Raw genomic sequence first — 17,204 nt, 5'->3', positions numbered from 1 at the left:
TCTCGATCCATCTCCCAACCACCACAAGATCGAGGTAGCCCATGCGTGAAGTAGTGATCGTCGACAGCGTGCGAACCGGCCTGGCCAAATCCTTTCGCGGCAAGTTCAACCAGACTCGCCCGGATGACATGGCGGCCCATTGCGTCAATGCGCTGCTCAGCCGCAACGGCGTCGACCCGGCGACGGTGGAAGATTGCATCGTTGGCGCCGGTTCCAACGAGGGTGCCCAGGGCTACAACATCGGGCGCAATGTGGCGGTGCTGTCGCAACTGGGCACCGGTACGGCGGGGATGACCCTCAATCGTTTCTGCTCGTCGGGCTTGCAGGCGATAGCGATTGCGGCCAACCAGATTGCTTCGGGTTGCAGCGACATCATCGTCGCCGGTGGTGTCGAGTCCATCAGCCTGACCATGAAAAGCGTCAACACCGACAACCTGATCAACCCCCTGCTCAAAGAGCAGGTGCCGGGTATTTACTTCCCCATGGGCCAGACCGCTGAAATCGTCGCTCGTCGCTACACTGTCAGCCGCGAAGAGCAGGACCTGTACGCCCTGCAAAGCCAGCAGCGTACCGCCCAGGCTCAGGCTGACGGCGTGTTCAACGATGAAATCGTGCCCATGGCCGTCAAGTACAAGGTCGAGGACAAGAATACCGGTGAAGTGCAGGTGCTCGATGGCGTGGTTGATCGTGATGATTGCAACCGTCCGGACACCACTTTGGTCAGCCTGCAAGGGTTGAAGCCGGTATTTGCCGAGGACGGTTCGGTGACGGCGGGTAACTCGTCGCAACTGTCCGACGGGGCTTCGATGACCCTGGTGATGAGCCTGGAAAAAGCCTTGGCGTTGGGCCTCAAGCCCAAGGCCTTTTTCCGTGGGTTTACCGTGGCTGGCTGCGAGCCGGACGAGATGGGCATCGGCCCGGTGTTCTCGGTGCCCAAGCTGCTCAAGGCCAAGGGCTTGCAAGTGGCGGATATCGACCTGTGGGAGCTGAACGAAGCGTTTGCGTCACAGTGCCTGTATGCGCGTAATCGCCTGGGCATTGATAACGCGAAGTACAACGTCAACGGTGGTTCGATTTCCATCGGGCACCCGTTCGGCATGACCGGATCGCGGCAGGTAGGGCATTTGGTGCGTGAGCTGCAGCGGCGCAATTTGCGCTACGGCATTGTCACGATGTGCGTCGGCGGCGGCATGGGCGCCACCGGCCTGTTCGAAGTCGTCCGCTAAACCCCACTGAAAAAACCGGCTCGAATGTGGGCGCTGGCTTGCCAGATCCCACATTTGAACGGCGTCGTAGCCCAATCCTTTCACTTACCCCTAGAATGCTGCACCACTTCCTCTGGCTCCTGGGGCATTCATGCACATCTCTTCCGGCCGCTGGGTCTATGGTTTTTTACTGACCCTGATGACCGCGCTGCTCTGGGGCATTCTGCCGATCAAACTCAAGCAGGTGTTGCAGGTGATGGACCCTATCACCGTCACCTGGTTTCGCCTGACGGTGGCCGGCGGTTGCCTGTTCGTCTACCTGGCGCTCACCCGGCGCTTGCCCAGCCGCATGGTGCTGGGCCCCAAGGGTGGCTGGCTGGTGGGGATGGCCGTGTGCGGCCTGGTGGGCAATTACGTGCTGTACTTGGTAGGTTTGAAAATGCTCAGCCCCGGCACTGCGCAGTTAGTGGTGCAGATGGGACCGATCTTCTTGATGGTCGCCAGCGTGTTTGTGTTCAAGGAGCGTTTCAGCCGCGGGCAAGTGCTGGGGTTGTTGGTGCTGATGGTCGGTTTTGGCCTGTTCTTCAACCAACGTCTGTTGGAGCTGTTGACGTCACTTGGCACCTACACCGCCGGGGTGCTGACCGTTCTGCTCGCTACGTCGATCTGGGTGTTCTACGCCCTGGGTCAGAAGCAATTGCTCACAGTGTGGAATTCGCTGCAAGTGATGATGGTGATCTACCTGTCCTGCGCCGTGCTACTCACGCCTTGGGCGCACCCGCTGGAGGCGTTGGGCCTGAGCCCGCTGCAAGGCTGGTTGCTGCTGGCGTGCTGCATGAACACCCTGGTGGCCTACGGCGCCTTTGCTGAAGCGCTCGCGCATTGGGAAGCCTCGCGGGTCAGTGCGACGCTTGCGCTCACACCGTTGGTGACCTTTGTAGCAGTCGCCCTGGCGGCGTGGTTGTGGCCTGAGTATGTGCAGGCCGAAGAAATCAACGCCCTGGGGTATGCCGGGGCGTTGGTGGTGGTGTTGGGCTCGGCGACTGTTGCGCTGGCGCCGTCGTTACTCGCCGGGCTCAAGGCCCGGCGGGTGCGCATGGCTTGCTAGGCGCCGAGCATGTCTTGCGGGCGAACCCACTGATCAAATTCGGCATCCGTCAGATAGCCCAGCTCAAGTGCAGCTTCCCGTAGGGTGAGGCCTTCGGTGTAGGCCTTCTTGGCGATTTCTGCCGACTTGTCGTAGCCGATATGCGGATTAAGCGCAGTCACCAGCATCAGCCCACGCTCCAAGTGCGCGCCCATCTGCTCGGCGTCGGGCTCGAGACCGGCAATGCAATGCGCCTGGAAGTTGTTGCAGCCGTCGGCCAGCAGGCGGATCGACTCCAGCAGGTTGTGGATGATCACCGGCTTGTACACGTTTAACTGCAAGTGCCCTTGGCTCGCGGCCATGCCGATGGTCACGTCATTGCCCAAGACCTGGCAGGCCAGCATCGACAGCGCTTCGCATTGGGTGGGGTTGACCTTGCCCGGCATAATCGAACTGCCCGGTTCGTTGGCCGGCAACTTCACCTCGGCCAACCCGGCGCGCGGGCCGGAGCCCAGCAGGCGCAGGTCGTTGGCGATTTTCATCAAGGCCACGGCCAGGGTTTTCAGTGCGCCGTGCAGGGTTACCAAAGGCTCATGACCGGAGAGGGCGGCGAATTTATTTGGCGCGGTCACAAACGGCAAGCCCGACAGCGCCGCCAGTTCGGCGGCAATCGCTTCGCCAAAACCATGCGGCGCATTCAGCCCCGTGCCCACGGCAGTGCCGCCCTGGGCCAGCTCGCACACGGCGGGCAGGGCACTGCGCACGGCGCGTTCGGCGTAATCGAGCTGGGCGATAAATGCCGAGAGTTCCTGGCCAAAAGTGATCGGCGTGGCATCCATCATATGGGTGCGCCCGGTCTTCACCAGTTTCATATGCCGTGCGGCCAGTTCGGCCAAACCACCGGAAAGCGTGGCGATCGACGGCAATAATCGCTCATGTATCGCTTGTACCGCTGCGATGCTCATGGCGGTGGGGAAGCAGTCATTGGAACTCTGGGAGCGGTTGACGTGATCGTTGGGGTGCACCGGGCTCTTGCCGCCGCGCTTGTTGCCAGCCAGTTCATTGGCGCGGCCGGCGATCACTTCGTTGGCGTTCATGTTGCTTTGGGTGCCGCTGCCGGTTTGCCAGACCACGAGGGGGAACTGGTCGTCATGCTGGCCGGCCAGTACTTCGTCGGCGGCCTGTTCGATCAGGCGGGCGATGTCGGCAGGCAGGTCGCCATTTCGATCGTTGACCCGTGCCGCGGCCTTTTTGATCAGGGCCAGGGCGTGCAGTACCGCCAGGGGCATGCGTTGCTCGCCAATGGCAAAATTCACCAGCGAACGTTGGGTCTGAGCGCCCCAGTAAGCGTCATCCGGGACTTGGACTTCTCCCAGGCTGTCGGTTTCGATACGGCTCATCGGGCACACTCCTTCTGGTTCGTTTGCGCAGTTTAGGCCCTGATCGACCCAGCGGGTTCCATAAAAGGTTGTTCATCGGATTCATTGCCCGCAAATCCAGGCCCGACAAGGGGTGGGGTTGAGCCATGGCGTTTTTTAGGCGCAGAATGAGCACCCTTGGGGTCCTACCTCGCCTGCTAGAAAAGGAAACTCGATGACTCGTCTTCGTGCCATCTGTACCGCGGTTGCTCTGGTTTGCGCCAGCGGCCAGGTTTTTGCCGATACCGCCAGCCACAACGCCAGTGCCGAAGCCTTCCTTACCCTGGCCCACGCTGACAAGCTGGGTACCCCGGTGTACATGCAAGTGCAGCAAATGTTCGCCCAGCGTTTCGAACAAACCAAGGCGCCTGCCGCCAAGCAGTCCATATTGGACAGCTACCAGGCCAAGGCCAACGCTGCCCTGGACCAGGCTATCGGCTGGCCGAAGCTGAAACCGGACATGGTCAAGCTCTACACCACCAACTTCAGCGAATCCGAACTCAAGGACCTGGTTGCCTTCTACCAGTCGCCACTGGGTAAGAAAGTGCTGGAAAAAATGCCGCAACTGACCCAGCAATCGGCCCAAATGACCCAGGCCAAGCTGGAAAGCGCCGTGCCGGTGGTGAACAAGCTGTTGGAAGACATGACCAACCAACTGGCACCGGCGAAGAAACCTGCCGCCCCTGCCAAGAAGTAAGTGGAGCCGGCAATGACCATGCAACAGCGTATCCAAGTGGCGCTCGTCGAGCTGGGCCAGGACTATTTGAGCGTGCAGGATGAAAGCCATATGCACAGCCGTGGGCTGCAGACCCACTTCAAGGCCGTGCTGGTCAGCCCGCAGTTCGAAGGGCTCAACCGCGTCAAGCGCCACCAGAAGGTCTACGCCACCCTGGGTGACCTGATGGGCGAGTTTCATGCGCTCGCGTTGCATACCTACACGCCTGAAGAATGGGCGAAAATCGACGCAGCTCCGGCCTCGCCGACCTGCGCAGGAGGAGAGTGAAGCTGCGGCAAGTTTTTAGCTGCAAGCTGCAAGATTGAAGCTCGCATACCGCATATAGCTCCTTCTTGTTAGAATCCTCAACGCGCCGCATAGTCGGCGCGTTTTTTTGCTTTTGCCTTTACTTGTAGCTTGCAGCTGAAAACTCGCAACTGCCCCTATCCGGTTCACCCTTTACGAGGGTAGCCACCTGGAGAGAACACCCGTGACTCAACCGATTGTCGTGGCGGCACTGTATAAGTTCGTCACCCTCGAAGATTACGTCGCCCTGCGCGAGCCATTGCTGGAGGCGATGGTCGACAACGGCATCAAAGGCACCTTGCTGATCGCCGAAGAAGGCATCAACGGCACCGTTTCCGGCAGCCGCGAAGGCATTGATGGCCTGATGGCCTGGCTGAAAAAAGACCCGCGCATGGTCGACATCGATCACAAAGAATCCTACTGCGACGATCAGCCGTTCTACCGCACCAAGGTCAAACTCAAGAAGGAGATCGTGACCCTGGGCGTCGAAGGCGTAGACCCGAACAAAAAGGTCGGTACTTACGTCGACCCGCAGGACTGGAACGCGCTGATCAGCGATCCGGAAGTGCTGCTGATCGACACCCGTAACGACTACGAAGTGTCCATTGGTACCTTTGAAGGCGCGATCGACCCGAAAACCACCAGTTTTCGTGAATTTCCCGACTACATCAAAGCCAACTTCGACCCCGCCAAGCACAAGAAAGTCGCCATGTTCTGCACCGGCGGCATTCGTTGCGAAAAAGCCTCCAGCTATATGCTCAGCGAAGGCTTCGACGAGGTCTACCACCTCAAGGGCGGCATCCTGAAGTACCTCGAAGAGGTGCCGCAGGCAGAAACCAAATGGCAGGGTGACTGCTTTGTGTTCGACAATCGTGTGACCGTGCGCCACGACTTGAGCGAAGGCGACTACGATCAATGTCATGCCTGCCGCACACCCGTGAGTGTGGAAGACCGTGCATCCGAGCACTACGTGGCTGGCATCAGCTGCCCGCATTGTTGGGATACGCTGCCCGAGAAGACCCGTCGCAGCGCGATTGACCGGCAAAAGCAGATCGAGCTGGCCAAGGCCCGCAACATGCCGCACCCGATTGGCTTCAACTATAAGCAATCACCTTCCGAGGCTTGAGCCATGTCTGCGCGCCTGCTCTATATAATGGACCCGATGTGTTCCTGGTGCTGGGGCTTTGCCCCGGTGGCCGAGGCGTTGGTGAAGCAGGCCCAGTCGGCCGGTGTGGAACTGCACCTGGTGGTGGGCGGCCTGCGCACTGGCAGTGGCGCGGCGTTGGAGCCGACGACCCGCCGCTACATCCTGGAGCACTGGCAGGCCGTCACCGACGCCACCGGCCAGCCGTTCAAACGCGAAGGCGCATTGCCTGACGGTTTTGTGTACGATACGGAGCCCGCGTGCCGCGCTATCGTTACTGCCCGCAGCTTGGCGCCGGATTGCGCGTGGAAACTGCTGGGGCTGATCCAGCGTGCTTTTTATGTCGAGGGCCGCGATGTGACCCTTGCCAGCGTGCTGGTGGAGCTGGCCGAGCAGGCGGGCATTCCGCGTATCGAGTTCGCCGGTGCTTTTGACCGTGCCGAGCAGCATGCTGCCACGGCTGCCGACTTCACTTGGGTGCAGGACTTGGGTATCGCCGGCTTCCCGACGCTGTTGGCCGAGCGTAATGGCCAGTTGGCCCTGCTGACCAACGGTTACCAGCCGTTGTCCGAGCTGTCGCCGTTGTTGGGCCGGTGGCTGGAGCGAGCGACCTGTGCATGATCAGCCAGACCAAGATGCCGGCAAACGTGTGGACCGACTGACCTGGGCGGAAATTCGCCGCCTGGCCCTGCGTCACAAGAAATCCCTGTGGATCGCCAATGGCGTCGCCGTGCTGGCAACCCTGTGCAGTGTACCGATCCCCTTGCTACTGCCGTTGTTGGTGGACGAAGTGCTGCTGGGCCATGGCGATGCTGCCCTCAAAGTGATGAACCACGCCCTCCCGCTGGGTTGGCAGAAAGCGGCCGGGTATATCGGCCTCATGCTGCTGGTGACCCTGTTTCTGCGCTGCGGCGCCCTGGTGTTCAACGTAGTGCAGGCGCGGCTGTTTGCGCGGCTGGCGAAGGACATCGTGTACCGCATCCGGGTGCGCCTGATCGAGCGGCTCAAGCGTATTTCCCTGGGCGAGTACGAAAGCCTGGGCAGTGGCACGGTCACCACGCACTTGGTCACCGACCTGGATACCCTGGATAGATTCGTCGGCGAAACCCTCAGCCGCTTTCTGGTGGCCATGCTCACGCTGGTAGGCACTTCGGCGATCCTGGTGTGGATGCATTGGCAATTGGCGCTGCTGATCCTGTTGTTCAACCCGCTGGTGATCTACGCCACGGTGCAGTTGGGCAAACGCGTCAAACACTTGAAGAAGCTGGAAAACGACAGTACCTCGCGCTTCACCCAGGCCTTGACCGAGACCCTCGACGCTATCCAGGAAGTGCGCGCCGGCAACCGCCAGGGCTTTTTCCTCGGGCGCCTGGGCCAGCGTGCCCGGGAAGTGCGTGACTTTGCCATTCATTCACAGTGGAAAACCGACGCTTCCAGCCGCGCCAGTGGTTTGCTGTTCCAGTTTGGTATCGATATTTTCCGTGCGGCCGCCATGCTCACCGTGTTGTTTTCCGACCTCTCCATTGGCCAGATGCTCGCGGTGTTCAGTTACTTGTGGTTCATGATCGGGCCGGTGGAGCAACTGTTGAACTTGCAATATGCCTATTACGCGGCGGGCGGTGCGCTGACGCGGATCAACGAACTGCTGGCACGTGCCGACGAACCGCAGTATGCGGGGGGTGAGGACCCGTTTATCGGGCGTGAGACCGTCGGCATTGAAGTGCGCGGCCTGGACTTCGGCTACGGCGAAGACCTGGTGCTCGATCAGTTGAACCTGGTCATTGCGCCGGGCGAGAAAGTGGCAATCGTCGGCGCCAGCGGCGGCGGTAAAAGTACCTTGGTACAACTGCTGCTCGGGCTGTATACGCCACAGGCTGGAACTATCCGCTTTGGTGGTGCCACTCAGCAGGAAATCGGGCTGGAAACCATCCGCGAAAACGTCGCCGTGGTGCTGCAACATCCCGCGCTGTTCAACGATACCGTGCGCGCCAACCTGACCATGGGTCGCGAGCGCAGCGACCAGGCCTGCTGGCAGGCACTGGAAATCGCCCAGTTAGATGCTACCGTCAAGGCATTGCCGATGGGCTTGGACAGTGTGGTGGGGCGCTCCGGAGTGAGGTTTTCCGGCGGGCAGCGTCAACGCCTGGCGATTGCGCGCATGGTGTTGGCCGAGCCGAAAGTGGTGATCCTCGACGAAGCAACTTCCGCCCTGGACGCCGCTACCGAGTACAGCCTGCACCAGGCGCTGGCGCGGTTTCTCAGTGGGCGTACTACACTGATCATCGCCCACCGCCTGTCGGCGGTTAAGCAAGCCGACCGAGTATTAGTGTTCGACGGCGGTCACATTGCTGAGGACGGTGATCATCAGCAATTGATTGCCGATGGCGGCTTGTACGCCAAACTCTACGGACACTTACAGCAAGTACGTTGATTCAGCCTAAGCTGAGCTATCGGAAGCGGTTTTTCGCGTGCGTATCCAGCAGTGCATGTGCAAGGGACTTCATGAAGCAAAAGCGTACTCTCGGAACGCCAAGGCTGTTGGGCATTGTGTGGCCTTTCATCGCCGTGGTGCTGTTTCAGGCATTGTTGGGCAGTGTCAGTCTTTTCATGCTTTCAGCTGTGCGCGGCTATGTGGCCGGCGAGAGCCTGTGGTCGAAGGGCCAGAAAGACGCCATCTACTACCTCACGGTCTACGCTGACAGTCGTGACCAAGCCACGTACCTCAGATACCAGCAGGCCATAGCCGTGCCCCAGGGCGGGCATGAGCTGCGCATCGCCCTCGATCGTCCTACGCCTGATCTTACGGCTGCGCGGCTGGGCATTCTCAAGGGAGGCAACCACCCGGATGACGTCTCGAGCCTGATCTGGCTGTACCTCAATTTTCGTCACTTCAGCTACCTGGAAAAAGCCATCGAGTTGTGGACTGTGGGCGATGGCTACCTGGTGCAACTCGATGGCTTGGCCCAGGAGATGCACGGCGCAATCCTCCGCGACCAAGTCAACGCCAACGATGTGCGGCAATGGAAGGCGCATATCATCGCGATCAATGAAGGCGTAACGCCAGCTGCCAAGGCCTTCAGCGATGCATTGGGCGAAGGCTCGCGGATGATCCTGCGGCTGCTGCTGATCACCAACCTGGCCACGGCCCTTGTCCTGATTGTGCTGGCGCTGTTGCGCACGCATAAGTTGCTGGCCCAGCGTCACGCTTTCGCCAACGCCCTGCAGCAGGAGAAGGAGCGAGCGCAGATCACGTTGGAGTCGATTGGCGATGGAGTGATCACCACCGACGTCGACGGCGCCATTACCTATATGAACCCGGCAGCCGAGGCGCTGACCCACTGGCATTCGGCCCAGGCTCAGGGCCTGCCGCTGGCAGCGCTGTTCAACTTGTTGGATGACGATGCCGAGCCCGACGGGTTTACCTTGATCGAACATATCGTCAAGGGCCAGCTCAGCGGCGGCAGCGAGCATTCAAAGACCATCCAGCGGCTGGATGGCAGCACGGTCTCGGTAACCCTGGTGGGGGCGCCGATCCGCAGCGACGGCAAGGTCACGGGGGCGGTGCTGGTGTTGCATGACATGACCCAAGAGCGCCAATACATCGCCAACCTGTCCTGGCAGGCAACCCATGACGCCCTGACTGGCCTGGCCAACCGCCGCGAATTCGAATTCCGCCTGGAACAGGTGCTGCACCCAGCAGGGCAGCAGGACGGCGGGCGGCATGCATTGATGTTTCTTGACCTGGACCAGTTCAAGCTGGTCAACGACACCTGTGGTCATGCGGCAGGTGATGAACTGTTGCGACATATTTGCGCGTTGCTGCAGTCCGACCTGCGCGAGGGCGACACCCTGGCGCGCCTGGGGGGGGATGAGTTCGGCATTTTGCTGGAAAACTGCCCGGCGGTCGTGGCCGAAAAAATCGCCGAGAGCCTGCGCCATACTGTGCAGAACCTGCATTTTGTGTGGAAGGGCCGGCCGTTCATGACCACTGTCAGCGTCGGCCTGGTGCACCTTGGGCAAACCCCGACCACCCTGGAAACCTCGCTGCGCGCCGCCGACATGGCGTGCTACATGGCCAAGGAGAAAGGTCGCAACCGTGTGCAGGTGTACCACGCCGATGATTCGGAATTGTCCCTGCGTTTTGGCGAGATGGCCTGGGTGCAGCGCCTGCACATGGCCTTGGAAGAGAATCGGTTTTGCCTCTACGCCCAGGAAATCTCGCCCCTGGGACAGACCGATGCGGGCAATGGGCATATCGAAATCCTGCTGCGCCTGCATGATGAGGCCGGCCGCATCATCTTGCCTGACAGCTTTATCCCGGCGGCCGAGCGTTACGGTCTGATGACGTCCCTGGACCGTTGGGTGGTGGAGAATGTGTTCAAGATCATCGCCCGTTGCCTGCAGGAGCGTCCGAACCGCCCTATGGCCGTGTGTGCGATCAATCTGTCAGGTATAACTATTGGTGATGATGAGTTCCTCGGATTTTTACGTGAGAAATTTCATACTTACAATATTCCGCCCAGCATGATCTGTTTTGAAATTACCGAAACCAGTGCAATCGCTAATCTGGGCAGTGCAATCCGCTTTATTAATGAACTCAAAGCCTTAGGTTGTCAGTTCTCGCTGGATGACTTTTGTGCCGGAATGTCCTCATTCGCTTATCTCAAACATTTACCTGTAGACTTCCTGAAGATCGATGGAAGTTTCGTAAAGGATATGCTGGACGACCCGATTAACCGCGCGATGGTCGAAGTGATCAATCACATCGGCCATGTCATGGGTAAGCGCACAATTGCAGAATTTGTCGAGACACCGCAAATCGAACAGGCACTACTCGACATTGGTGTTGATTACGCTCAGGGCTACCTGATTGAACGACCGCAATTGTTTACCTTTGATAGCTTGCAGTGTCGACCTGTGCGGCCGCAGCCCCTGTTATTCAAGGCGCCTGGCACATTCCGCTGAAACATTCGCTGGTCTGTACAATCACACTTAAAAAGGAGCCTTAAACAGTGATCGACACATTCAACAGAACCGGCCCGCTTATGGAAGCCTCGAGTTATCCCGCCTGGGCACAAAAACTGATCCAGGACTGTAGCGAGAGCAAGCGTCGCGTTGTCGAACACGAACTGTACCAGCGCATGCGCGATAACACGCTCAGCGCCAAGACCATGCGCCACTACCTGATCGGTGGCTGGCCTGTGGTGGAACAGTTTGCCTTGTACATGGCACAGAACCTCACCAAGACCAAATTTGCCCGCCATCCGGGGGAGGACATGGCGCGCCGCTGGCTGATGCGCAATATTCGCGTGGAACTCAACCATGCCGACTATTGGATGCATTGGGCCCGTGCTCACGGCGTGAGCCTGGAAGACTTGCAGGCCCAGAATGTGCCGCCGGAGCTGCACGCACTGAGCCATTGGTGCTGGCACACTAGCTCTGCCGATTCGCTGATCGTGGCGATTGCCGCGACCAACTACGCAATCGAGGGGGCAACGGGGGAATGGTCTGCGGTGGTGTGTTCTACCGGCGTCTACGCAGCGGCGTTCCCAGAGGAAGAGCGCAAGCGCGCGATGAAGTGGCTGAAGATGCACGCCCAGTACGATGACGCCCACCCGTGGGAAGCGCTGGAAATCATCTGCACCCTGGCCGGCATGAACCCGACCCAGCAATTGCAGGTAGAGCTGCGCCAAGCCGTGTGCAAGAGCTACGACTACATGTATCTCTTCTTGGAAAGTTGCATGCGCCTGGAGAAAGAGAAGGCGCCAGCCTTGGTGCGTGAGCGCCAGGCGCGGGTCGCCAGCGAAGCCTGATGCAGTAGGTAATGTGGCGAGGGAGCAAGCTCCCTCGCCACAGTTATGTCATTCGACTTTAACGGTTAGGGCTTACCCCGCCATCGCTAAGCGGTTGCGGCCTTCGCGCTTGGCCACGTACAACGCGCTGTCAGCTCGGCGCAGCAGGCTTTCGGCAGATTCTGCCGCCAGCAAGGTCGAACAACCGAGGCTCACCGTCAATTCGATCCGCTCTCCATCCACCCGGTAATCCTGGGTCTGTGCCGCTTGGCGCAGGCGTTCGCCGACCATTGCCGCCGCGTCTCGGCCGGTGTTGGACAGCAGGATCAGAAACTCTTCCCCGCCAAATCGAAACACCATGTCCACGTTGCGCAATTGACTCTTTATCGCTGCGGCGACGGCGCGCAGCACGGTATCGCCGGCGGTGTGGCCGTGGGTATCGTTGATGACCTTGAAGTGGTCGATGTCGAGCATCAGCAAGGACAGCGGGTTCAGGTGCCGGCGCGCCATGTCGATTTCCCGTTGCAAGGTCTGGTCCATGGCAATGCGGTTGCCGGTGTCGGTCAACGGGTCGCGCAGTGCGCTGCGGGTGGCGGCACGGTAGAGCAGAGCGTTGCGCATCGGGTAGAGCAGGGTGGCCAGCAGGGATTCGAGCTGGCCCAGTTCTTCTTCCACCAGGCGCTGGTTGCGGCGAAAGATTAATTCACCGAGGTGCTCGCCTTCATGGCTCAGGCTATAGCTCACCGTATGGTGACCGCGATGGCCGAACTCCAGGCGCAGGTCGCTGGCTTGATGGCGGTATTGCAGGGCGTCCAGAGGCACCAGGCGTTGGATCTCTCGGAAGAAAACACCGAGGATGCGCTCCGGCTCCAGGCTGGTTTGCAGTTGCAGGCCCAGTTGCTGGCGAAGTTGGCTGATAGTGGTGGGACGGTGTGGGACGAGGGATGGCTGACCAAACCCCAGGCGCTGCAATTTGGCACTGTCGAAGTCAATTGCGTTGGTCTGGGTGGGTGTTTTCATGAGCAATCGGCCTCTAAGCTCTTAGCTGTCTTACAGGCTCGATGAGAGTGGCGAGCGCCAAGCGTCTAACTGTTCCTTCAGTTCCGTAAAACATTGGTTACAGTCTAGACCGCTTTTTACTGGGTTATAACCCCAGGGAACCACCGCACGTCTTGTCATCGCTTAACCTGCTTGGAGAGGTTAGAGCGATATTCGTGCCAAATGGTTTAACATTATTAAATGTTCTTATAAAACAACGACTATTCCTATCGGCAGAAACAGTCGTTGAATAATGACGCCGGTTATTTGGCCGATGGGTACCCGTTTTAAAGGTGTTGGCGAACCAAGGTGGTTTGGTCAATCTGGTCAATCGACGTCACCCCCGTGAGGGTCATGGCCACGCGCATTTCCTTGGCGAAGATGTCCAGCAGGTTTTCCACCCCGTGCTGGCCATCGGCGGCCAGCGCGTAGGCACTGGCGCGACCCAGCAGGCAGGCTTTGGCACCCAGGGCGAGCATGCGCACCACGTCCAGCCCGGAACGGATGCCGGAGTCGACCAGCACCGTAAGGTCGTCGCCCACCGCATCGGCAATCGGTGGCAAGGCTTTAGCGGTGGACAGCACGCCATCCAATTGACGGCCACCATGGTTGGAAACCACGATGCCATCGGCGCCGAAACTCACCGCGTCCTTGGCATCCTGTGGGTCGAGGATGCCCTTGATGATCATCGGGCCCTTCCAGAATTCGCGGATCCACTCCAGGTCTTTCCAACTGATCGACGGGTCGAAGTTGTTGGCCAGCCAGCCGATGTAATCTTCCAAGTGGGTGGGTTTGCCTAGGTACTTGGAGATATTGCCAAGGTCGTGCGGGCGGCCCATCAACCCCACATCAAAGGCCCATTGCGGCTTGGTGACAGCTTGCAACATGCGTCGCTGTGCTGCGAAGGGCCCGGACATGCCCGAGTGGGCATCGCGGTAGCGCGCGCCGGGCGTGGGCATATCCACAGTGAATACCAGTGTCGTGATGCCGGCCGCCTGCGCTCGTTCCAGTGCGTTGCGCATGAAGCCACGGTCCTTGAGCACATACAGTTGGAACCAGATCGCCCGCGCACTTTGCGACGCCACCTCTTCAATTGGGCACACCGATACCGTCGACAGGCAGAACGGGATGCCTTTGTTCTCCGCTGCCTTGGCGGCCTGCACTTCGCCGCGTCGCGCATACATGCCGGTCAGGCCCACCGGGCTGAGGATCACCGGCATGTCCAGTGTCTGGCCGAACACCGTGGTCTTCAGGCTCAGGTTATCCACATTGCGCAGGACGCGCTGGCGCAGGCTGATCTCGGCCAGGTCCGAACTGTTCGCGCGCATCGTGTGTTCGGCGTAGGCGCCGCCGTCAATGTAGTCGAACAGGAAGCGCGGCAGCTTGCGCTTGGCGGCTGCGCGGTAGTCGGAGGCAGACGAGATGATCATGAACAGTGTCTCCACAAGCCAGGGCGGATCAGGATAGGCAAATATCTGGCATGATAAAAACAACTTTTATCACTGCTAGCCAGTCGCCAAAGGAATACCGATGAACCTGAGAACACTGCGTACCTTTGTCGAAGTGGTGCGCCAAGGTGGCTTTTCCCAGGCTGCCGAGGTGGTGTCCCTGACTCAATCCACCGTGAGCAAGGCGGTCAAGACCCTCGAAGACGAGCTGGGCACGCCGTTGCTCAACCGTCTCGGCCACCGCAACGAACTCACCGCCGCCGGCGAAATTGCCTACCGCCGCGCCTTGGTGCTGCTCGCCGAGCACAACGACCTGGTGGCGGAGATCAACGACCTGCGCGGCCTCAAGCGTGGCGTGCTACGCATCGGCTTGCCGCCTGTGGGCTGCGGCGTGTTGTTCGCGACGATGTTTGCCACCTACCGCAGTCGCTATCCGGACATCGACATCGAACTCACCGAATACGGCAGCAAAAAACTGCGCGAGTGCCTGGAAGCGGGGGAGGTCGACCTGGCGGCGCTGCTGCTGCCGGTGGATGAAGGCTTCGATTACCAACCCGTGCGCAATGAACCACTGATCGCGGTGTTGCCCATCAGCCACCCATTGGCCCTGCGCAAACGCATCGACTTCACCGACTTGGCGGATTCACCCTTCATCCTGTTTGAAGCCGGCTTCGCCCTGAACGCCAAAATTCTCGCCGCGTGCGAACGCAAAGGCGTCACCCCCAAGGTGACGGCGCGCAGCGGCCAGATCGACTTCATCGTCGACCTGGTCGCCGCCGGTTTGGGCGTGGCTTTCCTGCCGCGCATGCTGGCGCACAAACATCAACACGCGGGCATCGCCCTGATCCCCTTGGACGAACCACACACCGACTGGCACATCGCCTTGGCCTGGCGAGCCAGCGCCCACTTACCACCCGCCGCCCTGGCCTGGCTGGAGATGGCCAGCGAGCACGCAGACTCAACCGGCCATCCGTTTTAATCTCAGCAAGTGCGATAGAAAGCTTGACTTCTCCTTTTCAATCAGTAACATACGGCGCATTCCGCGATAGCTCAGTTGGTAGAGCAAATGACTGTTAATCATTGGGTCCCTGGTTCGAGTCCAGGTCGTGGAGCCAGATAGAGAAAGCCTGCAGAGATGCAGGCTTTTTTTTGCCTTGGATTTCTCCGAGGTGATCAAAGCGCACAGCGTGACCAGCATGAAGCCGTCTCTAATCCTACGATTCAGAGGGAAGCCCCATGAAAGTCGCTGCAGTCGTTTCAACCAAAGGCGGGCCGGGTAAAACCACGGTCGGCGCCAATTTAGGTGCGTTCTGCGCCGATGCAGGTGTTCGGACCCTGCTCATTGACCTTGATAATCAGCCGTCACTGTCCTCGTTTTACAACCTGTCGCATGAGGCACCTGGCGGTACCTATCAGTTGATCACGAGTAATGAGACTCGGCCTGATCAAATCATTTCTCAAACCTGCATCCCCAATCTGTCGCTGATCAAGTCAAATGATCCCTTCAATTTATTGAGTAATTTGTTACTGCACGCTGCTGACGGACGCCTTCGTCTCAAGAATTTAATGCCGGCCTTTGCGCAAGACTTTGATCTGATTTTGATCGATACCCAGGGCGCTCGCTCCATCGTGCTAGAGATGGCCTTGCTGGGTTCTCAAGTGGCTATTTCTCCCATCACGCCCGATATGTTGACGGCTCGAGAGTTTCAGCGTGGGATGCTCCAGCTCTATCGAGACCTGGAGCCTTTGGCTGCATTGGGTGCAGTGACACCGGTGTTGAACATCGTGATCAACAAACTGGATGCAACCAATGATGCAAATCTTATCCATGCGTAAAATCCGAGAGGTACTACGCCTAAAGTTCGACGCCGGCCTGTCCGTGCGCAAGATCGCCGCCAGCCTGCGCATCAGTAGCGGCAGTGCGGGCAACTACTTGCACCGCTTTAACGCTTGCGGGCTGAGTTGGCCGACATTGTTATCGGACTCCGAACTGGAGCGATGCCTGTTCCCTCCAGCACCAACAGTTCCCAGCGATCAACGTCCGATGCCTGACTGGGCTTGGGCGCATGCCGAGTTGCGCCGCCCCGGCGTAACTCTGGCCCTGCTTTGGCAAGAGTACCGACTCGCTCACCCGCAAGGCTTCCAATACAGCTGGTTCTGCGAGCACTACCGCCTCTGGGCCGCCAAGGTCGATGTTGTCATGCGCCAGGAGCACCGTGCCGGCGAAAAGCTGTTCGTCGATTACTCCGGACAGACCGCGCCCATCATCGACCGACAGACCGGTGAAATCCGTCAGGCCCAGATCTTCGTCGCCGTCCTAGGCGCGTCCAGCTACACCTTTGCCGAAGCCACTTGGTCGCAGAAACTGCCCGACTGGCTGGGCTCGCACGCCCGCTGTTTTGCTTTTTTCGGCGGCACATCGCAGATCCTGGTGCCCGATAATCTGCGCAGTGGCGTCACCAAGGCGCATCGCTACGAGCCGGACATCAACCCCAGTTACCGCGATCTCGCCGAGCATTACGGCGTAGCCGTACTGCCCGCGCGTTCGCGTAAACCCAAGGACAAAGCCAAGGTTGAAGTGGGTGTGCAAGTGGTCGAGCGCTGGATCCTGGCAGTGCTGCGCAACCGCCAGTTCTTCTCGCTCGGAGAACTCAACACGGCAATCAGCCTGCTGCTCGAACGCCTCAATCAAAAGCCCTTCAAGAAGCTGCCCGGCTCACGCCGGTCAGCCTTCGAGACCCTTGACCAACCGGCGCTGCAACCGTTACCGGAGCATCCGTACGTCTACGCCGAATGGAAAAAAGTACGCGTCCACATCGACTACCACGTCGAGGTCGACGGCCATTACTACTCGGTGCCGTACCAGCTGGTGAAGCACCAACTCGAAGCGCGGCTAACCGCTAAGACCGTCGAGTGCTTCCACGCCAACCAGCGGGTGGCCAGCCATCTGCGCTCGCCGCACAAAGGCCGCCACACCACCCAAACCGAGCACATGCCCAAAAGTCACCGCGAACATGCCGAATGGACGCCGCAGCGACTGATCCACTGGGC

The 17,204-nt window shown here is 59.5% G+C and carries 14 protein-coding genes, 1 tRNA gene and 1 pseudogene; 13 read left to right on the top strand and 3 right to left on the bottom strand.

The genetic code is table 11. The annotated features are described in order from the left end of the window. Positions 1–41 precede the first annotated feature (41 nt). Together AACY44_RS12390 and AACY44_RS12385 are read left to right on the top strand one after the other, a co-directional pair. Entirely contained in the window at positions 42–1,226 is a 1,185-nt protein-coding gene (locus AACY44_RS12390; RefSeq protein WP_339416478.1) for a thiolase family protein, read from the top strand. A gap of 130 nt (positions 1,227–1,356) precedes the next feature. Then, the gene (locus AACY44_RS12385; RefSeq protein WP_339530357.1) at positions 1,357–2,313 is read left to right on the top strand and encodes a DMT family transporter; all 957 of its coding nucleotides are present in this window, start codon (positions 1,357–1,359) and stop codon (positions 2,311–2,313) included. Here AACY44_RS12385 and AACY44_RS12380 read toward each other — a convergent pair. Continuing rightward, on the bottom strand, positions 2,310–3,692 hold the full coding sequence (locus AACY44_RS12380) for a class II fumarate hydratase (RefSeq protein WP_339416476.1): 1,383 nt from the start codon (positions 3,690–3,692) through the stop codon (positions 2,310–2,312). The genes AACY44_RS12385 and AACY44_RS12380 overlap by 4 nt on opposite strands. A gap of 193 nt (positions 3,693–3,885) precedes the next feature. On the opposite strand from AACY44_RS12380, the gene AACY44_RS12375 reads away from it, so the two are divergent. The 7 genes from AACY44_RS12375 to AACY44_RS12345 all read left to right on the top strand — a co-directional run bounded on the left by AACY44_RS12375 (position 3,886) and on the right by AACY44_RS12345 (position 11,688). Next, positions 3,886–4,407, top strand: a complete 522-nt coding sequence (locus AACY44_RS12375; protein WP_339416474.1) for a DUF2059 domain-containing protein — start codon at positions 3,886–3,888, stop codon at positions 4,405–4,407. Between the two features lie 12 nt (positions 4,408–4,419). Beyond that, a complete protein-coding gene (locus tag AACY44_RS12370; RefSeq protein WP_339427431.1) occupies positions 4,420–4,713 on the top strand; it encodes a BolA family protein in 294 nt (97 codons plus the stop codon). A gap of 202 nt (positions 4,714–4,915) precedes the next feature. Continuing rightward, complete coding sequence (gene trhO, locus AACY44_RS12365; RefSeq protein ID WP_339416471.1) at positions 4,916–5,857, top strand: oxygen-dependent tRNA uridine(34) hydroxylase TrhO; 942 nt, start codon at positions 4,916–4,918, stop codon at positions 5,855–5,857. Between the two features lie 36 nt (positions 5,858–5,893). Continuing rightward, entirely contained in the window at positions 5,894–6,496 is a 603-nt protein-coding gene (locus tag AACY44_RS12360) for a DsbA family protein (protein WP_339416755.1), read from the top strand. Further along, complete coding sequence (locus AACY44_RS12355) at positions 6,489–8,306, top strand: ABC transporter ATP-binding protein (RefSeq protein WP_339427432.1); 1,818 nt, start codon at positions 6,489–6,491, stop codon at positions 8,304–8,306. The genes AACY44_RS12360 and AACY44_RS12355 overlap by 8 nt, the downstream gene beginning before the upstream one ends. Before the next feature lie 71 nt (positions 8,307–8,377). Next, positions 8,378–10,840, top strand: coding sequence for an EAL domain-containing protein (locus tag AACY44_RS12350; protein ID WP_339427433.1), 2,463 nt, complete (start codon positions 8,378–8,380; stop codon positions 10,838–10,840). Between the two features lie 80 nt (positions 10,841–10,920). Further along, complete coding sequence (locus AACY44_RS12345; protein ID WP_370467864.1) at positions 10,921–11,688, top strand: TenA family transcriptional regulator; 768 nt, start codon at positions 10,921–10,923, stop codon at positions 11,686–11,688. 72 nt (positions 11,689–11,760) lie between these two features. Here AACY44_RS12345 and AACY44_RS12340 read toward each other — a convergent pair whose 3' ends face one another. Both AACY44_RS12340 and lldD read right to left on the bottom strand, forming a co-directional pair. Next, the gene (locus tag AACY44_RS12340; RefSeq protein WP_339416466.1) at positions 11,761–12,687 is read right to left on the bottom strand and encodes a GGDEF domain-containing protein; all 927 of its coding nucleotides are present in this window, start codon (positions 12,685–12,687) and stop codon (positions 11,761–11,763) included. Positions 12,688–12,992: 305 nt separating this feature from the next. Next, on the bottom strand, positions 12,993–14,135 hold the full coding sequence (gene lldD / locus AACY44_RS12335) for an FMN-dependent L-lactate dehydrogenase LldD (RefSeq protein WP_339427434.1): 1,143 nt from the start codon (positions 14,133–14,135) through the stop codon (positions 12,993–12,995). A gap of 100 nt (positions 14,136–14,235) precedes the next feature. Here lldD and AACY44_RS12330 point away from each other — a divergent pair, with 100 nt between their 5' ends. From AACY44_RS12330 to istA, 4 genes and pseudogenes are all read left to right on the top strand, one after another. Beyond that, positions 14,236–15,132 carry a LysR family transcriptional regulator gene (locus AACY44_RS12330; RefSeq protein WP_339416464.1) on the top strand — a complete coding sequence of 299 codons (897 nt, stop codon included), beginning with the start codon at positions 14,236–14,238 and terminating at the stop codon, positions 15,130–15,132. Positions 15,133–15,192: 60 nt separating this feature from the next. Beyond that, a tRNA-Asn gene (locus AACY44_RS12325) sits at positions 15,193–15,268 on the top strand. A 121-nt stretch (positions 15,269–15,389) separates the two neighbouring features. Then, positions 15,390–15,983 (top strand): annotated as a pseudogene (locus AACY44_RS12320) (ParA family protein); the annotation flags it as partial. Then, on the top strand, positions 15,967–17,204 hold a 1,238-nt coding region (istA, locus tag AACY44_RS12315), incomplete at its 3' end, for an IS21 family transposase (RefSeq protein ID WP_339530354.1). The pseudogene AACY44_RS12320 and the gene istA, both read left to right, overlap by 17 nt.

The organism is Pseudomonas sp. RA_15y_Pfl1_P11 (assembly GCF_963970975.1).
Classification (GTDB): domain Bacteria; phylum Pseudomonadota; class Gammaproteobacteria; order Pseudomonadales; family Pseudomonadaceae; genus Aquipseudomonas; species Aquipseudomonas tritici.
The sequence above is the reverse complement of the archived record's forward strand: the minus strand, read 5'-3'. Positions and strand labels throughout refer to the sequence as shown.